The following is a 17902-nucleotide window of genomic DNA, read 5'->3' as shown; positions in this document are numbered from 1 at the left end:
TGCACCCAGCATATTTGGCTGTGAAACCTCCTTTTCTTCCTTGATCGTTATACTGAGGTTTCCATGGGCAACTGCAACCGTGGATATTCTTACATGCTGGTCTGCAACAATGGTGCCGGTGCGTTCATTAATAATTATCTTAGCGACGCTGTCGGTTTTAATGTAAAGTTCTTCCAGGGTAGAGATAAATTTTACTATAGTCTCATCGGACTGAAACCCCTGCGGAGGTCTTATATTGATAACCGCCGCATCAACCGCAACTGAAGAATTTGGATAAATATTATTAATAAGCTCTGTTACCCTTGTGGAGGTGGTGAAATCAGGGTCTCTCAGCACAATATTCAGTGCCTGCCCCTTCAAAAAGGTGGTGTGAATCTCCTTTTCAACGATCGCTCCGTTTGAAATATGGGCGGTAGTGGATATGTTTTTCCTGACAGACTGTGCATCGCCTTTGATGCTGTAACCGCCTACGGTAAGCGCGCCCTGAGCTACGGCATACACTTCATTATCAGCGCCCTGCAATGCGGTCTGAAGCAGCACGCCGCCTTCCAGACTTTTACAGTCACCAATGGAAGAAAGCGTTATGTCCAGCTTATCGCCCGGCCTTGCAAATGCAGGGATATTCGTGGTGACCATGACCACCGCGGTGTTTTTGGAAAAGAAGTCTTTTTCATCCATTAGCACCCCCAGTTTTTCAAATATATTTACTGCCATTTGGCTGGTAAGTTTAAAGATTTGACTGTTATCGCCTGTTCCCTGAAGTCCGATAACTATGCCATATCCGTAAAGCTGGTTTTCACGCACGCCCTGAACATACGCAATATCTTTAATTCTGACTGCGGCCTGTACGTGATGTACAAAGAGGCTTATCAGTGTTGTGCCTGCGATAATAAAAGACGTTATAACACACTTCAACATAAACCTTATTGTAAACTGTTTTTTTCCCATAGCATTCACCGTAAGTTGTTAATGGATAATTTGTCTTTCTGTGTTTTATTAAATCTGTATAATCGTAACACTTTAGTTTTTTGAAAAATTCCCGTTATAGAAAAAATACCATGTAGCCCCGTCAGGGGCGGTCTGTTTGTAGCGCAATAAAATTCAATAAGGTAAATAGCTCCGTAGGAGCGGCCTGTCCGTATTCAGGCAGACCTGTTTAATATGGATTTACAAGAGACAGGTCGCTCCTAATTGCAGAGACAGGTTTCAAACCTGTCTCTACGATCTGTTATAATATTCTATTTTGCTACAAACAGGCTGCTCCTACGGAGCTTATAGGTAATACATTTTTCAAAAAACTAAAGTGTTACGTATAATCTGTGGCTTTTTTTATTAATTTAGGATTTTAAATCGTGCTTCGTAACTAGCTTAAAATGGCGATACAAATTCCTTCAGGCGATAAAACCAGCCCCGTTTGGCGGCATTTGTCAAAAAACCTTTGCCTTCAAGGCTTATACTGGCATTTGCAATCGAGCTTGATTGAATTACATTATCCACACTTACATCGATTGGCCGTATGATCCCTGATACCTTTATATTGTATTTTTCCTTATTAATATCCACCTCTCTGTTCCCTTCAATAATAAGATTCCCATTTGATAATATTTCCGTTACCACAGCGGTGATTTCCAATTGAAGGCTGCGGCTGCTGTCGTATTGCCCCGTACCGCCAAAAGTGTGCTCAGTTTGTGATTTTACATTGGGTAAATAGTCTTGCAATGCCCCTAATTTCTTGGAAAAATCTGAAGCGTCCACATTTATGTTATGGCTTGTGCTTTGGTCTGCGCTGGAATCTTCTTTTCCGGTAATTGCCGTTGACTCATTTATCATGACCGTCACAATGTCGCCGATACGCATTGCCCTGTTGTCATTATAAAGGTTTGTATTTAACGTAATGCGTTTTTGCCAGAGAGATTCTCCCATAGCATCGGTTACGAGTGCAATACAAGTGAAACACGCAATAAGATAGGGAATAGTTTTCTTTTTCATAAGAGACTCCGCCAGTGGTTGTTCTGATTTAAAATATTTTGACCAATTGTTAAAAACAGCCCTCAGCCCTCAATCTGCAATTTGCCAATTGCCGTAGGGGCGAATAATTATTCGCCCCTACTAAAGGATTATCTTCACGGTACAATCATCCTTCACTTCGCCGTATAATTCCTTTTTCGTATCTAAATTCATAACCTTAATCGCCCGTCCTTTGTAACCGTCTTCTTTCGCAACTCCCTTTGTGAGAATACTAAGATTGCCGATTTTTACAAGAATCTTGACGAGTTCGCCCTTTTTTATCACTGCGGGATCATCTACCATGTTTTGCGTAAGGGGTTTGCCGGGAGGAATGGTATATAAGACACGTTTCCCCAAAAGAGGTTCTACACTGTCAATGGTAGTAAACCCTGGCATGCTTGTTGTTTCGATACGTTTTATACAAATATCCTTAGCGGTTAAAATATCGTTTCTATTAATTTTCCTGTTGGCGACTACGATTTCTTCATAACGCCGTATAGTAAAATACATTGGTATTTTATAATATTGTTTCTCATCAAGATAAATTCGTACCACTACCTGAACCCTGCCGCTGCTTTTGTTTGCATTTACCTGTGAAACCTCTATGCGCATAATTCCTCCGCCCAGTGGCAGCATTATATCGTTTGGAGGCCTTTCGGCTTCTACAACGATTTCTTCGTTTCTCTCAGAGTATGCAAGCTTTGAGATGACAAACTCTTTCGCGGTTTGTAAAATCTCGTCGCCGGTAATGGTGAATGATTCTACGGATATCATGGTAAAATCATTCCTGCCAAACGAGACTTCATTGGGGTTTATTCCTGCGTCCAGCATACGTGAAGCGATAATATTCTTTTCTATTTTTCTGACATTGCCAGGCAACGGGGTGTTTCCGATAAATACGTTATGCAGTTTGTTTAAAAGGTATGCGTCACTGCATGACAGGTCTGCAATATCGCCAAGTGTAACTTCCTTTTCGGGCAGTGATACGGATTCTTTCAACTCGACCGTAATCTGTTGTCCAAAGGATACAGAAACGATTGCAAACATTATGAATATTATGAATATTATGAATATCCCCCCCCTAACCCCCACCAGAGGGAGGGGAATTATCCCTCGTCCATCGTACGTCGTCCGTTGTCTTTTGTCTCTCATTCTTCGTTCCTCATTCTTTACCTGGCCATACTGTTAATGGTGGATAACATTTCATCGCTTGCAGATATTGCCCTGGAGTTAATTTCGTAAGCACGCTGTGCAGTGATAAGGCTTACGAGTTCAGTAACGGTTTCAACATTGGAATTTTCAAGGAATCCCTGATAAATCTCTCCTGTTCCCTGTTCTCCCGGTACCGCTACAATAGGGGAACCCGATGCCATAGTTTCAAGATAGAGATTCTTGCCCAGACTGTCTAGTCCGGCAGAATTTGGGAACGCCGCCAGCATGATTTGCCCGACGTTCTGAAGCGTCCCGCTGGGGTCTGACCCTTTCACATAGACCGTTCCATCGGTTCCAATAGAAATTTCCGTTGCGTCAGTAATCGTAATAGAGGGCGATAATGGCAATCCGTCTGCTGTAACGACTTCCCCTTTGCTGTTTAATTCAAATGAACCGTCTCTAGTGTATGCAATACTGCCGTCGGCCTGCTGGATTTGGAAAAACCCTTTCCCCTGGATAGCGAGGTCTAAATCTCTCTCGGTGTTTACGTGATTACCCTGGGAAAACACCTTGGAAATGGAAATTGTTCTCACACCGCCGCCAAGCTGAATACCTGCCGGGATCTCGAAACCCTGCGCAGACTCAGAACCCGCTATATACCGTTTGCTGTAAAGGAGGTCCTGAAAGTTGACCTGGCTCCTTTTAAACCCTGTGGTATTAATATTTGATAAGTTGTTTGAAACATTGTCCAGAAAAAGCTGTTGTGCCTTCATACCTGTTGCTGCTGTGTAGAGCGCTCGTAACATTTTATATTCTCCTTAGATTTTTATGAGACAAGTCCGATAAGTTTTTTCAAAGAATCGTTTATGGAGTCAGTTGATTTATTGCCGGATTGAAAGCTTCTCATATTGGCAATCATATTTACCATTTCATCGATAACGTTTACATTTGATTTTTCCAGATAACCCTGTGCAATCTCAACCGTTCCATTTGCGGTGGTAGGGTTTGCTTTATCCGATGCGATATAAGCGCTTCCACCGATTGATTTAAGACCGTCAGGGTTCAAAAAATTAACGATATTGAGTTTGCTTATCGTTTTGCCGTCGACGGAAACAGAGCCGTCTGTTTTAAAGGTAAATGATTGTGCTTTCGCCGGTATTTGAATAGGGCCCCCACTGCTCATCAACGGCCAACCTTCAGGGGTTACCACTGTCCTGTCGCGGGAAAGCATAAATTGTCCGCTTCTGGTATAAGCGATCCCTGCTTTGGTTTGAACTTCAAAAAAACCGTCGCCCTTTATTGCAAGGTCAAGTTCATTGCCGGTGAATTGCATCACCCCTGGTGAAAAATCGGTCGCCACTTTTCCTAAAGTACTGCCCGTCCCTTCTGAAGCCTCTTTTGTCTGGTTTTTTGCACCGGCAACGAAAGACTCAAATACGGCAATATTCTTTTTGTATCCGACGGTATTTACATTTGCCAGATTCCGGGCAATAACGGCCTGGTATTCCCCCTGTCCCATCATATTCGTTGCTCCGGTGTATAAGCCGCTAATCATTCTATCTATCCTCCATGGTTGCAAAAAAAAAGGATTAAAAAACTCTGTTGCTGCATTAAGGTAGCAATCCCAATACCAAATGCAGGAATAAATAAAATGATGCATGATATGTGCGCTTAAGGGGTGTATTTGCAAATGGTTACAATATCGTTGCACCGGGTATGGAATAATACATTTTCAATATGCTGTGAAAGAAGGGGGCAATTATTTCCTGTCTGGGGTGAATAAATTTTCCTGGTGTGAGAGGGTATTGTTGAAAAAACTTACAGGGAAAAGGCTAATGGCTAATGGCTCATGGCTCATGGCTCATAATTTATGGTTAATGGTTTAGCACGGTTGGGATGGGAGTAACGGTAGTGGTTGAATGGTTATGCAGAGAGGCGGTGGAGGAGTACAGCTAAACCCAACATTAACCATTCGCGGTATTCAAAAAGCTAAAGTATTTCTATTCCGTTTATTTATGAGGTTTGTTTATGGAAATGATATTCAACTTTTCCACAATTTTAAAATGCTTTATATTGTTGGTGAGAAGGGTTAAATTATAACAAAGGCAAGTTGCAGCTATTAAAAGGTCGAAGTCACCTATTACTATTTTAAGTTTTCTCAGTTTTCCCCGCTCTTTTCCGAAGATTTTACATATTTCATCTTCAAGTCCCAGGATCAAGACTCCGGTTAGAAAATCGTCTAAAGCTTTTTTATCTCCTTTAGGATTCGTTGAATAATAAACACCTTCGTATAATTCTGCTAAAGAGATAACGCTAATGGCCAGTCCTTCTTTTCTAAGAGCCACAAGCCGTTTAACTATCTCTTCTTGTCCATTGAGATAATGAATAATCCAGTCGGTATCGATAAGATATGAGGGTGTCATAATTTTGGTTCATTTCTGGTGGATACAAGGCGATCCGCATAAATATCCTTCATTAATTTTTCTGCATCAATGGTTCCTTTCCAACTTCCCGCGGATTTTTCAAAGGCATCTTCTTCTTTCCCAGAAGGAATTTCGATTATGGTTATAGTAATTTCCTTTCCTTCCGCAATGTCTATTTTCTCCATAGGCTCAATTATTCCCCTGGAAAATCTGGCTTTAATTGTTTTTCCCATCTTTAGTCCTCTTTTTAAATGTAAAATAATTGTTCTGGAATATTATATTTATTTCTCTATAGTATTTTTTGTGATTATCGCTTATCGCATCAATAATGATATAAGTAATTGGATTTGAAATCATCTTAATTTTTTAAAAGGGTTATTGAGTTATCCCTGCTTTCCCTAAGCTGGCATAGCCAGTCGGGTAGGGCATGGCATTGCCTGCCTTACATGGCTAAGCCCACTAAATTCATGTATTGCGGCGAGGTTCGTCGCACTACAAATGACAATTTCCAGTATCGGCTCAATAAATAAGGGTAATACATTTACATTCCCCGTATAAACCTGATAGATGCTTACCTTGACACGTGTTTTCTTCTATTTATTGAGCGGATATTGGGAAATGTTAATTTGGAGAACTCCTCTCTCTGTGGGCAAGTGAAAAAGAGAGAGGAGCTCCAAATTATTATCGAAAAGGCTGGAAATTACCTCTTGAGGTTAACGGCTTCCGCGAGTACCTCGTCTGCGGTGCTGATAACACGTGAGTTAAGCTGGAAACCTCTTTGCGCCATGATGAGCGACGTTAGTTCCGACGTCATGTCCACATTGGACGCCTCTAAATATCCATTGTATATATCTCCGGCGCTTCCCGTACCTCCGACTGTGTAAAGCGGTTCTCCGGAGGAGTCTGTTTGTTCATATAAATTGTCTCCAGACCTTCTTAGTCCCTGTACATTGCCAAAGGTGGCGAGTTGTAACTGGGCAATTTTGCTCGATGTTCCGTTTGAATATAATGCGGACAAAGTGCCGTCAGTATTCACCGAAAAACTGCTGAAACTACCCGATTCGGAACCGTCCTGCTCTGATGCGGTAACCGAAGAACCTTTGCCGCTCTGGTAAATACCGTCAGTTTTTCCGAATGTTCCAAGTTTAAACTTCACAGTTTGTGAAGTGGTTATTCCATCAAATTTAAAGGTAAGGGTTGTATCCCCTGATGATTTAAGGCTACCGTCATCATTAAAAGTAATTGCGCTTATGGTATCGGTGGTAATTGTGCCGTCAGCGCTTGGCATACTTGCGCGCATATCCCATTCTCCATCATTTTTCTTAATAAAGGAAAGCGTTACGTTATGTCCTGTTCCCTGTGAGTCATAAATGGTTGTGGAGGTCGTATAAGTTGAAGCCTTTAAACTGTAATTTGTCCATGTGCCGGTAGCAGTGCTGCTATCTGATATCGAAAGAGAGAGTTCATCTTCGCCAGCGGTGGTTGATGTTACAATAATTTTTCCACTGGAAGAAAGAGTGGCAAATGCAGATCCATCACCCGCCGTTCCGGTGGTATCACCAAAAGCATTTGTATTTATATATGCCAGCAAATCGTCTACCGTGGTGCCGTCGTTTGCTGCACCATAAGTAAAATCTACAGAACCCGAAGTACCATCAGGTTCTGTGTAAGAGATAGTGATTATATCTGTTCCAGAGGTGTAATCTGTCGTATTGGTATCCAAGGCGTTTAATGTGGTTGCTCCGGTTGCAGCTACGCTGCTACTAGTAAGGGCGCTGGACAATATCAATACCTCACCCGAAGAACTAGACGGTGTTGATTCCAGGGTACCGGTCAGGGTCATCGTTGATGTTTTTGTCGCTGAAACTGACGAACCGTAAGGAATGGTAATGGTTTTACCGGATGAATCTAATATCTGATAACCGGTGGTTGAGTCAACGAGCTGGTTACTGGCGTCTGTGGCAAACGTCCCGACCCGGGAAAAGAAGTTTTTATTGCCGCCGTTCAATACAAAGAACCCATCACCCTGAATGGCAAAATCGAATTCATTGTTCGTTGCCTCAAGGGTTCCCTGGCTAAATAGGGAAGAAATGCTTCCGACCTTCACGCCCATGCCGATCTGCATAGGATTAACCCCGCCGCTCCCTTTATCCTGGCTGATCAGGTCGGAAAACAGCAACCGGGATGATTTATACCCGTAAGTATTAATATTGGACAGGTTATTTCCGATAACATCCAGCCAGCTCTGGTGCGAACGGATACCCGTTACACCCGCGTATAATGCTCCTCCTAAGCCCATTGTGTGCCTCCTTTCATTTTTAGATTTACGATTTACGATTTTTTTATCTGTGTAATCTATACTACTATCCATCAACTTCTTGTTTTTTATGCTAGTTTTTCAAACTACACAACCGTAAGACATTGATTAGATGAGGCTTACGTAAAGTTTGGAGTATTGGGTTTTTTGTCATTTGAACTTGTTTCATATTTCGACATTCGTATTTCGAATTTGGTTGCGGCCAAAGGCCGCGCCAAGCAATCTGTGGTTTCTTTATATCTTCCATTTTGACTCCGCGCCTATGGATGATATCCCGTCGCCCGAATCAGTTTCGGTTTCTCCTTATACGGTGGCGGCGGTGCTTTCCACTTGTATAAAATTCGATATGGAAACGGATTCGCCGTCTATGACAAACGATACCGTTCCGTCTTCTTCCAGCTTTACCCCTTCCACCACTCCGCTATATTCTCCTTCTCCATCGTCATCGCTGTAGGTAATGGTTTTGCCGATGAATCCGGAAGCGATCCCGATTTGATCCAGTTGCAGTGAAGCGGTATCAAGCGATGACAGGTCAGCAAGGTATTCCGTTTGCTGCGATGTCTGCTCCAGCGTGGTGAATTGCGCCAACTGTGACAGAAATTCTGAATTGTCCTGTGGGTCTAAGGGGTCCTGATAGCGCATCTGCGTGGTAAAAAGCGTAAGAAAGCTATCCGTTGTGATTTCAGAGCCTAAACTTGTGGTACTAGTAGTACTCATAGGTAATCTCCTTAAAAAATGTAATCTATTGTTAAATTTGATGATGCTGCGATTTTATTTTTAATTGATAGCACTTTATGACTATTTTCATTTTCTCCTGTAAGGTTTTCTTCTTTATGGCTGCCGTCTCTGGCCCCGTCCCGGCGCGGTGAATCGCCTTCGGCAAAATATGCCTGGGATTGCCGTTCGTGGTTGTTTTTGCTTTCATTTTGTACATACACTTCTACCCTATGTATCTCAACGCCATTTGTGGCGATTGATTCCTTCAGGCGATGGATATTGTTTTGTATTGCCGCCTTTACCTCCGCATTTTCCACATATATCTTTGCCCTGACCTCATCATTTTCCTCGGTGAAATGAAGTTTTACCGTACCCAGCGCGGGGGGGGTTAGTTGTAGTTTGATTTCAGACGTATTGCCGTTGCGTAACGTCTTGATATTTTCCAATAGTTGTTCCATTACGTTGTTTTGCAGGGTGTTTGTACCGGTAGGGGTATTGCCCTGGAACAAAGGAGGCGCAACGTTCTTTTGATTTTCAGCGGAAGACAATATCGTAGTTGCTGAACCAGTGAGGGGTTCTGATATATTTTGCCGGAAATCAGGGTTGTTTAACGGTACGTTATTTACCGGCGTCCTTTCATGTTGATTATTATTGGAGGCAAAAGCAAACGTATCCTTCCCTTGTTGTGAAGGATTGCCTGGTGAATTCCCCTCCTCATTTCTCAGGAATGAGCCGGAACCGGAAGATGTGTTGAGAGGGGAAGCGGCCTGTTCTTTTGTACCGGCATCCTTCGCCTCATTCTTTCCCGCGGAATTATTAGGGTCGTTTGTTATTTTATGTGCGAATCCATTGATTTCCCCTGTGGTATGCTGCAAAAATGTCTTCAGTGTTTCAGCGGTTTTTGACGCCCTGTTCATAGTTAATCCTGCAAACTCCTGCATGGAAATACCGGCGTCCATAGGGGTGTTAAACGAGAATGCACTATTCCTGCCTTCGTTTACCATTGTTTGCAGGAGGGATTTTAGCGCATTGTGTGCCTCTCTTGTTTTTGAATCCGTGAGAGAAATCTCTGATACGGTAATATTCCCCTCATAATTGTTGAACAATCCATTCAACTGCGAAACAACACCTTCGCCGGCAGCAGGCGGCATATTTGTTATCGAGGAATTCCCTGATGAGGCCATTCCCTTAGTATTGGCATTAAAAATGAATGATTCTAAAAGGGTTGAACGTGTATCACCACCCGGGAGGTGTTTTTTTGTATTTCCTTCGTTATCCGCAAGTATATTTGGATGCAAAGAGATACTCTCTCCGGCAAAAGCAGGGAGATGCCTTTCTGCAAATACACCTGATTGCAAAGAAACGCCATCGTTCTTTGAGGGGTTTGTTTGAAAGAATGACGTTAAGGTGTTGAGCAACTTAATCCCCTCCCTTTGGGGGGGATAGGGGGGGGATTTCAGTGCGTTTAATAACTGTTTCAATGCGGCAAGTATTTCCCCTTTATCAGTATCAGAAAACAATGCCTTTTCTGCGGTAAGTGTATTAAAAAAATTATAAAGTTTTTCGGATTCCGCAGTGTTTGCATTTCCCTGAAGTACGTTGATTATTGTATTTGCCAGAGCATCTGGATTTAACATGTTTGCAAAAATCGTGTCGCCTTCCGGTTCTTCGCCTTCAGCGATTTTTTCAGTAATTGTTTTTGAAAGGGTTTCAAGGGCGTTTTTTGCACTTTTCCCCTCTGGCTTTTTTGCGGATGGGGAAGTGTGGTGTGTAAGAAATTCTTCAAACGGTTCTGCAAGGTCTTCTACTTCATTATCGGCGAAACCAGTATTTGAACCATTAGCGCTGATGTTGGCATTGTTTGCGTCTTGCCGTGCTTCATTGAGCATCTTTGGCGAGGAATAGCCGCTGTTAAAAAGTTCGAGTATTGCAGACATGTTTTCTTCCCTTTTTGGTTAAAATGAGTATAGTGCTACAACCACGGAACACACGGAATACACGGAAAAATCATTTTTCTTTGTAGTGGCAAGGCACGCCTTGCAACTGCATGAACAGTTTGAAATTCCTGTATGTGAACATGAGCAAGAATAATGCCATGATTATTTTTCAGGGAAAAGAGCGGGGGGATGCACGGTTTTTATCCTTTCATACTCAGTTCTTTTTGATAGAGAAAAAAGCGCTATAAGCCTTAAGACGCCTTTCCCATGTTGGCGGTGGTTTATTCCTGCAACCCCTGATACTATGACTGTCCGGAGGAAACACCCCTGAGTACAAATCGCGGGTTTAATGGTATTTTTCAGGTAATAAAATATTTTGTCCGGAGATATAAAATTACATGAAAAATTTTAGGACTATTTTGTGGATTAGGGAAAACGAGGAGGAAACAAGGGGGCTTTTTTTCCTATGAGCAGGTAATTCTTTCCGTTTACGATTTACGATGATGAAAAAGCGGAAACCACAGATTTCGCAGATTGCACAGATTGAAAAGGTGGGAATTTGATATGTAGAGACAACACATGCGTTGTCTCTGTTTTAATATAATAGCGTCTTTGTAATCTGGTTGGCGACAAACTGAGAATAACGTCTCATGGAAAGCAGGATAAGCTTCCAGCCGTAGAGAGCGCTTTTTTGGTGGGTGCTTTCAAAGTAATATTTTACCAGTTCTGCGACTTCATTTTCGTTGCTGTCATATACACCGTCCGCGCTCCATAGAACTGTGCCGGTATCGGTGGAAACCATTCCTGCTTTAACACCAAGCAGCATTGGTTCATAGGGACGATAGTGAGTAATGGCGCCAAAAACAATGGCGTCAACGTCGTATTTTTTCCTTAATTGCAATACAGTGTTGAGGTTGATAGACCCTTTATCCCATATCTTATTTTCCGATAACATTTTTGCCTTTCCTTCAAGCACAACAACTTCAAACCTGCCTATTTTCCTCAGCTCTACAGAAAATGCCTCTGCAATTTCATCGATAACGGCTTCCCGGTCGATGGTGTATTCAAAGGGCAAAAGCAATACCCGTTGCAAATGGGTTACCCTTAATTCTTCGGATTTGTTATAACTCAATCCTGAATACCGGGTAATTTTAGGGCTGCTTATACAACCGGAAAGAAGGATTAAAAATATGATACTTACGCTGATTCTACGATACACAAACACCTCCGGATGCGTTATAAAAAATAGTGGCTGTTCACAATCCGCAATCTCCAATCTGCAATCTGCTGACTGCCGACTGCTGACTGCCGACTGCCGACTGCCGACTGTTCACTCCACCCTACACTATTTTTCAAGAGATTTACACGTCATTTACTGGTTTTTCTTTTTATCCACCAGTAATTCTATTTTTAGGCCAACAAGCTCTTGTTTCGCTTTTGTTTCCTCGAGCCTTGACCTGGCTAATTCCAGGGTCAGTTCTTTAATTTTATCCTCATAAGGCGCCCGGGCGTTCACAAGTTGTTTTCTAAGTTGTTCATTTTCCTGTTGAAGTGTTTCCAGAAACTGCAATTGCCGCTCGTTTTCTTCAATCTTGTATTCAAGCATCTTGCGAATTTCCCTTTGCTCTGCTATTTCTTTTTCGAGTGAAGCGACCTTTTCTTTTTCCGTTGTAAGGTTTTTGTTTGCCTGATCAAGCTGTTCCAGGATAGAGAGTCTATTGGTTTTGTAGCCGGTATCTATTTTTACGGTAGCCCCTTCTGTAAGATAGCCACTGCTTTTGGGTGGAGGGGACGGTGGTTCCGTTGAAAGCGAAGATTTCATAATGCTTTCACAACCAAGGCAGGTTAAGAGCATAAAAGATAACAGAGAAAGTAAAAATAAAAATTTCTGCATGGTGTATTCCTTAATTAATGTAAAATCTTATCTGTAGGGGCGAAGCATTTGTCAGTTTTGGCTGGAGCGCATTTATGACAATTTATAGCAAATGCTTCGGCTCCTACACTGAGGAAAATAATACCAAAATAGTGAAGCAAATAGAATGCCTTAAATAGTACCGGCAGGGTATTGCCGTGGCATTTGGTTGGAAATATTTTTTAATTGTTTCAAAAATAGACACTTATGATATTATTCAAGCCTTGCATTGAAATCTTCATTCCTGCATTTCGTGGCGGCGGAAAAAACATCAATGGTGAAATATTTTCCGGTTTTTTTATAAAGGCAATTTTTTCTCCTGTCCTGAAAAGGGATTATTTTTGACTAAGAGGTCTTTAAGGGTGCGTGTTGCCTGCGTTATATTTTCACTGCAAATAATTGCAGAACAAATAGCAATCCTGTTTCCGCCCGCTTGTATTATTTCAGCCGCGTTGTTGGCGGTAATGCCGCCAATCACTACAAAAGGAAGAGAAATTTCCTGACGTACCTGCTGCAAATAGCGTAGGCCTACGGGGGGCTCATGGGATTTTGTGGCGGTATAAAATAAGGGACCAACGCTAATATAGTCAGCGCCTTCCTGTTCTGCCAGGCGTGCCTGGAATATGTTGTGTGTGGAGCGTCCGATTATTTTGTCATTTCCAATGATTTTGCGTGCGTTATTGATGTTCATATCTGTCTGCCCGATATGTAATCCATCTGCATTTACTTTTCCGGCGATTTTCGCCCGGTCATTTATGATAAATAGTGTATTTGTTTGTCCGGTTATTTCCCTGAAATCTTTTGCAATGGCAAGGAATTCATTGTCTGGCATTGTTTTTTCCCTGAGTTGTACCGCATCTGCGCCACCCCGGATAACTTCCTGCAGGATGTTTCCTCCGTTTTTCCGTACCAGCGTGGGGCTTATTATGACATACAGGAGGACATCCGAAAATCTTTTTTTATATTTTATCGTACTATTCTTCATGTACCCGCTCCTGAGACATAATTATAATATTGACACTAAACGTATGTTTGATATAATTTCTTTTCGTTACCAAACCTGCCGAAAAATTCAATTATTTGCATCTCTTAGTGAACAATCTTCAAAACAAATTGACGCATATTAATGACACAAAACAACTGATTATTGTTAAAAAAATTGTGCAGAGGATAATATTCCAATGCCACAATTCCTGCCCTGTACGGAAAAATGTCAGCATTAAAGAACAGCGTTTTTCTCTTTTTCCTCATTTTAAGCAATATTTTATATAATACTGGTTTGTGTATGGAATTTCAAAGGAATCGTAAGATGCCCTCCCTCAAAGGGAGGATTCGTAAATTTAAAATCGTAAATGGATTTTTATAAAATACTTAACAATTTTAACGGGCTTATAGATAAATGGGTTACATAAAAGAACATTGTGGTTTGTTTGGTGTTTACGGCTGTGAAGATGCTGTTGAGAAGGTGTATTATGGGTTATATTCTTTACAGCACCGTGGGGAGGAAAGCGCCGGGATTGCCTCAACGGATGGCAAAGATATCATTTGCCGTAAAGGAATGGGGTTGATCAGTGACGCCCTGGATGCTCGTATGCTTAAATTCTTAAAAAACCCCGTTGCGATCGGGCATGTGCGATATTCTACTTTTGGTTCGAGCAATATTGAAAATGCACAGCCTATGCTGGTGGATTATTATCGGGGGAAAGTGGCAATTGCCCATAATGGACAATTGACTAATGCAAAAAAACTGCGGGATGAGTTTGAAGGAAATGGGTCGATATTCCATACAACTTCTGACACTGAAGTAATTGTGCACCTGATGGCGAAGCCTTCGGTTTCAAGGCAAAGCGGGCTGCCAGGCGTATTAAATCAACTGAAAGGGGCATTTTCATTGTTGATTTTAACCCCAAATGAGATGATTGGAGTACGTGATCCGTATGGCTTCAGGCCGCTTTCTTTGGGAAAACTTAATAACGGATATGTTTTTGCTTCTGAAACATGTGCCCTTGACCAGATCGGCGCAGAATACGTTCGGGATGTGCAGCCGGGGGAAATAGTCTCTATAAGTAAAGGCGGCCTTCGCAGTGAATTTTATAGTAATCAAAAAAAACATGCCTTCTGTATATTTGAATTGGTGTATTTTTCCCGACCCGATAGCAGCGTGTACGGGGAAAGCGTCCATTTGTTCCGTAAGAAATTAGGCGCGAAGCTTACGGAAGAGTCGCCTGTTGATGCTGACGTGGTAATTTCCGTGCCGGAAGGGGGAAATTCCGCAGCAATTGGATATTCGCACGCCGCATCAATACCTTTTGACAGAGGTTTTATCAGAAACCATTATGTTGGAAGGACTTTCATCCTGCCTCAGCAAGATATGAGACATCGTTTTGTCGAGCTGAAATTAAATCCGCTGAAAGAGACAGTGGCTGGGAAACGTGTTATTGTAATAGATGATTCGATTGTGCGGGGTACTACCTCGAAATCCAGGTTTGGTTTATTAAGAAAAGCAGGTGCGAAGGAAATACACGCGAGGATTAGTTGTCCGCCCCACAGGCATCCCTGTTATTATGGAATTGATTTTCAGCAAAAAGGCGAACTTATTGCAGCCAATAAAACGGTTGAAGAGACAAGAAAATTTTTGAATGTAGAGAGCCTGAGTTATCTTAGCGTGGAAGGAATGATGAGCTGTACCACACAGCCGAGGCAGAATTTCTGCAACGCTTGTTTCACCAGTGATTATCCAACAAACGTTAATGAAGAAATGGATAATGTAACGGATAGTTTTTCCGTTGATGAAGCGGAAAGATTGAGCCGATGTGTAATTAAATAAACTCCCCCCTTGGATTATAGGCAAATGTATTTCATAAATCCCCTCTATCTGGTAAAAGGTATATTTGGCAGAACATTTTATATCTTTCCGGAACGACCGGAACGTATTCAGATAGAAATTACCAACCGCTGTAATTATAGCTGCGGTATGTGCCCGAGAGAGACATTCAACCTGCCGGAAAAAGACATTCCTTTTGACCTCTTTAAACATATCATTGACAGGATTGATTCCCGTTATAACGTTACGCTTACCGGCTGGGGAGAACCTTTGTTGCATCCGCAATTAATGGAAATGATTGCCTATACAAAAAACAAAGGGCATAAAGTCGGATTAACGACGAATGGTTTATTGCTGGCGCAATATACAGAAAAATTCATAGAAATACGGTTAGATAAACTTACCATTTCGTTGGATAGTATCGATGATGAATCTGGCGCAAAAGAGGGACATCCGTCCAGCAAGGTAGTGCAAAAGAATATAGAGTCGCTTGTTAAACTGCGGGGTACAAAACCCATTCCTGTTGTTACCATACAAATTACCATGCACGATGAGAAACAGTGTTTGGATGCCGTTCGTTTGGCGGGAGAAATTGGCGCAGACCGTGTTTATTTAATACGGTTAAATATGCCTATGGATAAAAGCGGTTTTAAAAGGCCTGGCTTAAAAGAAGAACTGGAAATTTATGAGAAATCGGAGCAAATAGCCAGTGAATATGGATTACAGGTGGACAACAATTATACCGCATTTGACAATATTTTGTTCCGTTTCCTCTATAAAAAAATGCGTCCGGCAATGTACCGGTTTGATAAATATTGCCCTAAGCCATATGATTACTTGTATATTAACATTGACGGCAGGGTTACGCCATGCTGCGACCTTCCCAGGCATGAAGTCGGCAATATTTTAAAAGAAGACATTGACGAAATCTGGAATAGTGAAAATATGCAGTATTTTCGCAAAAACCAGAATGATATTTGCGGCAATTGTGACGCATTGCGGCTGAAACAAATTGGATAATGATAAATTGAATATGGTTAAAAATAGTAAACTACTCCAGCAGTTTGAACGAAGCCTTAAAAAAGAAAAACCTGACTATCAGAAAAACATGGAAATCTTTGAAGGAATGTATAAGGAGGCGGTTTATCTCAACGCAATCCCTTTGAAAGACCCGCTGGATGGGCTGGAAGTAGATATAAAAATTGCCCGAGTGAGCAATAGTGTTTAAAGAACTTATTGAAAGAATTGCTGTGAGTTTGGATCAGGATATGATCCCTTATATGATCATCGGCGGGCAGGCGGTTCTTTAAAAAATCCTTTGCTACTGTATCAAATCGGGAAATATGGTGAACCTGTCTATGAGAAAGATGAAGAAGTTTACATTTGCTTCTTAAACTGGGCACGGTTTACCTACGAGGACAATATGAGGTTTCACAAGGGATTGGACGAATTAATCATGGAAGACCTGAAAAAGCTATGATTATTCCTGACTGGATTAACTGGAAAAATTGGGTGGCACAGACAAACCCTGTTCCTGTGCGCTTTGAACAGGAATTGTTTGTCTGTGTTTAGTGAAAATAGTTCTTATAAAGAGAAATATGTCAATAAGTGAAATTTTTAAAGTATCATATGAGTGACGACAATAAATCACACATCCCTAAACTCATTCTTGCTGGTGTCATTGGAGTGCTTGCTGGAAGCTGGTGGAAATCTGCTAAGATTGCAGAAAGTAAGAAAAGTAGAGCCGAATGTGAAAGCCCGGATTTTGTGAATGAGGCATGTTACAAAATTAATGAGCTATTGAATGAATTAGAGATTTTAGATGAAATGGAAGATGAAGATGATTTCCGTGATGTTTTGGCTGAATATTTAACTAAATATACAGATTTTGAAATTGAACTTACACCAAATACTTTAATTGGGCAACCAGATATTTTGATTGGTGGTGTGTTAGCCCTTGAAGTAAAGTATAATCCCAACAAATCTGAAATGGATCGTTGTATTGGTCAATGTGCTGGTTATTCAAGGGAATGGGTAACATGGATAATTCTTTATGATACACCTCCTAGTCGAATCAATTATATATCTGAAGTATTAGTCGATAAAGGGTTGGACTATATTCCAATTATTTCGTTTTAAGAAGATAACTTGTTATTTGTAAATTCTTTATCCTTTTCAGAAACGAGATAGTTCACTCTTACGATGTGAATATTTACTTGGTCAGGAGTAAAAGAAATATAAATGTGATAATTCGGTTTTATAAGAAGTACGTGGAAAAGATTTAATTACTGTTGTGGGAGTCGCTTTGATTTAAAAGTTGGAAATTGATGCGTAATAAAATTGTAAGGCGGGTGGGTATTTATAAGTTTCAAACTATACATCCAAACCAGTATGGGTACACATAATAAGATGGATTTTTATGATTCTTTAGCTGTATTGGGGGCTTTAGCGTGGCTTGTTCCATTGATTTCTTGGATAAGAAATTTGGGTCTTCTCCCTATCGAGTGGGTAAAAATGAGCGAAAATTGCTTTGTGTTAGATATCAGGCAGCATGCAGGCCAAGATTTTGAGTCGAAGATATTCTTCGTCTCGTAGACCGTAAGCTCGGCGTTG

Annotated in this window: 18 protein-coding genes; 5 read left to right on the top strand and 13 right to left on the bottom strand. The window is 41.4% G+C overall.

All coding sequences use genetic code 11. The features are described from left to right. From QZT26_RS10785 to thiE, 13 genes are all read right to left on the bottom strand, one after another. The coding region (locus tag QZT26_RS10785) for a flagellar basal body P-ring protein FlgI (RefSeq protein ID WP_295102078.1) at positions 1-948 on the bottom strand (948 nt) is incomplete at its 3' end. Positions 949-1368: 420 nt separating this feature from the next. After that, a complete protein-coding gene (locus tag QZT26_RS10780; protein WP_295102075.1) occupies positions 1369-1989 on the bottom strand; it encodes a flagellar basal body L-ring protein FlgH in 621 nt (206 codons plus the stop codon). Between the two features lie 120 nt (positions 1990-2109). After that, positions 2110-3159 (bottom strand): flagellar basal body P-ring formation chaperone FlgA, encoded by a 1050-nt coding sequence (gene flgA / locus QZT26_RS10775; RefSeq protein ID WP_295102072.1) that lies wholly within the window; start codon positions 3157-3159, stop codon positions 2110-2112. Between the two features lie 17 nt (positions 3160-3176). Then, on the bottom strand, positions 3177-3965 hold the full coding sequence (flgG, locus tag QZT26_RS10770; RefSeq protein ID WP_295102070.1) for a flagellar basal-body rod protein FlgG: 789 nt from the start codon (positions 3963-3965) through the stop codon (positions 3177-3179). A 20-nt stretch (positions 3966-3985) separates the two neighbouring features. Beyond that, the gene (gene flgF / locus QZT26_RS10765) at positions 3986-4714 is read right to left on the bottom strand and encodes a flagellar basal-body rod protein FlgF (protein WP_295102067.1); all 729 of its coding nucleotides are present in this window, start codon (positions 4712-4714) and stop codon (positions 3986-3988) included. Between the two features lie 454 nt (positions 4715-5168). Further along, positions 5169-5582: a type II toxin-antitoxin system VapC family toxin gene (locus tag QZT26_RS10760; protein WP_099326181.1), complete on the bottom strand. Its 414-nt coding sequence runs from the start codon at positions 5580-5582 to the stop codon at positions 5169-5171. After that, positions 5579-5815: an antitoxin AF2212-like protein gene (locus QZT26_RS10755; protein WP_099326182.1), complete on the bottom strand. Its 237-nt coding sequence runs from the start codon at positions 5813-5815 to the stop codon at positions 5579-5581. The genes QZT26_RS10760 and QZT26_RS10755 overlap by 4 nt, the downstream gene beginning before the upstream one ends. Before the next feature lie 467 nt (positions 5816-6282). Beyond that, positions 6283-7881: a flagellar hook-basal body complex protein gene (locus QZT26_RS10750; protein ID WP_099326183.1), complete on the bottom strand. Its 1599-nt coding sequence runs from the start codon at positions 7879-7881 to the stop codon at positions 6283-6285. Positions 7882-8202: 321 nt separating this feature from the next. Continuing rightward, positions 8203-8616, bottom strand: a complete 414-nt coding sequence (locus tag QZT26_RS10745; protein WP_099326184.1) for a flagellar hook capping FlgD N-terminal domain-containing protein — start codon at positions 8614-8616, stop codon at positions 8203-8205. Positions 8617-8627: 11 nt separating this feature from the next. Further along, on the bottom strand, positions 8628-10553 hold the full coding sequence (locus tag QZT26_RS10740; RefSeq protein WP_295102063.1) for a flagellar hook-length control protein FliK: 1926 nt from the start codon (positions 10551-10553) through the stop codon (positions 8628-8630). 595 nt (positions 10554-11148) lie between these two features. Next, positions 11149-11829, bottom strand: coding sequence for a CsgG/HfaB family protein (locus QZT26_RS10735; protein WP_295102061.1), 681 nt, complete (start codon positions 11827-11829; stop codon positions 11149-11151). A 96-nt stretch (positions 11830-11925) separates the two neighbouring features. After that, a complete protein-coding gene (locus tag QZT26_RS10730) occupies positions 11926-12447 on the bottom strand; it encodes a hypothetical protein (RefSeq protein ID WP_169703726.1) in 522 nt (173 codons plus the stop codon). 316 nt (positions 12448-12763) lie between these two features. After that, positions 12764-13450, bottom strand: coding sequence for a thiamine phosphate synthase (gene thiE, locus QZT26_RS10725; RefSeq protein WP_099326189.1), 687 nt, complete (start codon positions 13448-13450; stop codon positions 12764-12766). 414 nt (positions 13451-13864) lie between these two features. On the opposite strand from thiE, the gene purF reads away from it, so the two are divergent. From purF to QZT26_RS10700, 5 genes are all read left to right on the top strand, one after another. Then, the gene (purF, locus tag QZT26_RS10720; protein WP_099326191.1) at positions 13865-15292 is read left to right on the top strand and encodes an amidophosphoribosyltransferase; all 1428 of its coding nucleotides are present in this window, start codon (positions 13865-13867) and stop codon (positions 15290-15292) included. 24 nt (positions 15293-15316) lie between these two features. Next, positions 15317-16309 carry a radical SAM protein gene (locus tag QZT26_RS10715; RefSeq protein ID WP_099326192.1) on the top strand — a complete coding sequence of 331 codons (993 nt, stop codon included), beginning with the start codon at positions 15317-15319 and terminating at the stop codon, positions 16307-16309. Next, positions 16302-16517 (top strand): hypothetical protein, encoded by a 216-nt coding sequence (locus tag QZT26_RS10710; protein WP_099326193.1) that lies wholly within the window; start codon positions 16302-16304, stop codon positions 16515-16517. Before QZT26_RS10715 ends, QZT26_RS10710 begins: the two co-directional genes overlap by 8 nt. Before the next feature lie 155 nt (positions 16518-16672). Continuing rightward, entirely contained in the window at positions 16673-16861 is a 189-nt protein-coding gene (locus QZT26_RS10705; protein WP_157820655.1) for a hypothetical protein, read from the top strand. A gap of 36 nt (positions 16862-16897) precedes the next feature. Next, positions 16898-17428 (top strand): hypothetical protein, encoded by a 531-nt coding sequence (locus tag QZT26_RS10700; protein WP_157820656.1) that lies wholly within the window; start codon positions 16898-16900, stop codon positions 17426-17428. Positions 17429-17902: the final 474 nt, after the last annotated feature.

This window comes from uncultured Candidatus Kuenenia sp., assembly GCF_900696675.1.
In the GTDB taxonomy this organism is placed as follows: Bacteria; Planctomycetota; Brocadiia; order Brocadiales; family Brocadiaceae; genus Kuenenia; species Kuenenia stuttgartiensis_A.
The sequence above is the reverse complement of the archived record's forward strand: the minus strand, read 5'-3'. Positions and strand labels throughout refer to the sequence as shown.

Coding starts and splice junctions, on each gene's coding strand:
- flgA (WP_295102072.1), bottom strand. CDS start 3,159: ATGAGAGACAAAAGACAACGGACGACGTACGATGGACGAGGGATAATT.
- QZT26_RS10780 (WP_295102075.1), bottom strand. CDS start 1,989: ATGAAAAAGAAAACTATTCCCTATCTTATTGCGTGTTTCACTTGTATT.
- QZT26_RS10755 (WP_099326182.1), bottom strand. CDS start 5,815: ATGGGAAAAACAATTAAAGCCAGATTTTCCAGGGGAATAATTGAGCCT.
- purF (WP_099326191.1), top strand. CDS start 13,865: ATGGGTTACATAAAAGAACATTGTGGTTTGTTTGGTGTTTACGGCTGT.
- QZT26_RS10750 (WP_099326183.1), bottom strand. CDS start 7,881: ATGGGCTTAGGAGGAGCATTATACGCGGGTGTAACGGGTATCCGTTCG.
- QZT26_RS10740 (WP_295102063.1), bottom strand. CDS start 10,553: ATGTCTGCAATACTCGAACTTTTTAACAGCGGCTATTCCTCGCCAAAG.
- thiE (WP_099326189.1), bottom strand. CDS start 13,450: ATGAAGAATAGTACGATAAAATATAAAAAAAGATTTTCGGATGTCCTC.
- QZT26_RS10730 (WP_169703726.1), bottom strand. CDS start 12,447: ATGCAGAAATTTTTATTTTTACTTTCTCTGTTATCTTTTATGCTCTTA.
- flgF (WP_295102067.1), bottom strand. CDS start 4,714: ATGATTAGCGGCTTATACACCGGAGCAACGAATATGATGGGACAGGGG.
- QZT26_RS10715 (WP_099326192.1), top strand. CDS start 15,317: ATGTATTTCATAAATCCCCTCTATCTGGTAAAAGGTATATTTGGCAGA.
- QZT26_RS10745 (WP_099326184.1), bottom strand. CDS start 8,616: ATGAGTACTACTAGTACCACAAGTTTAGGCTCTGAAATCACAACGGAT.
- QZT26_RS10760 (WP_099326181.1), bottom strand. CDS start 5,582: ATGACACCCTCATATCTTATCGATACCGACTGGATTATTCATTATCTC.
- flgG (WP_295102070.1), bottom strand. CDS start 3,965: ATGTTACGAGCGCTCTACACAGCAGCAACAGGTATGAAGGCACAACAG.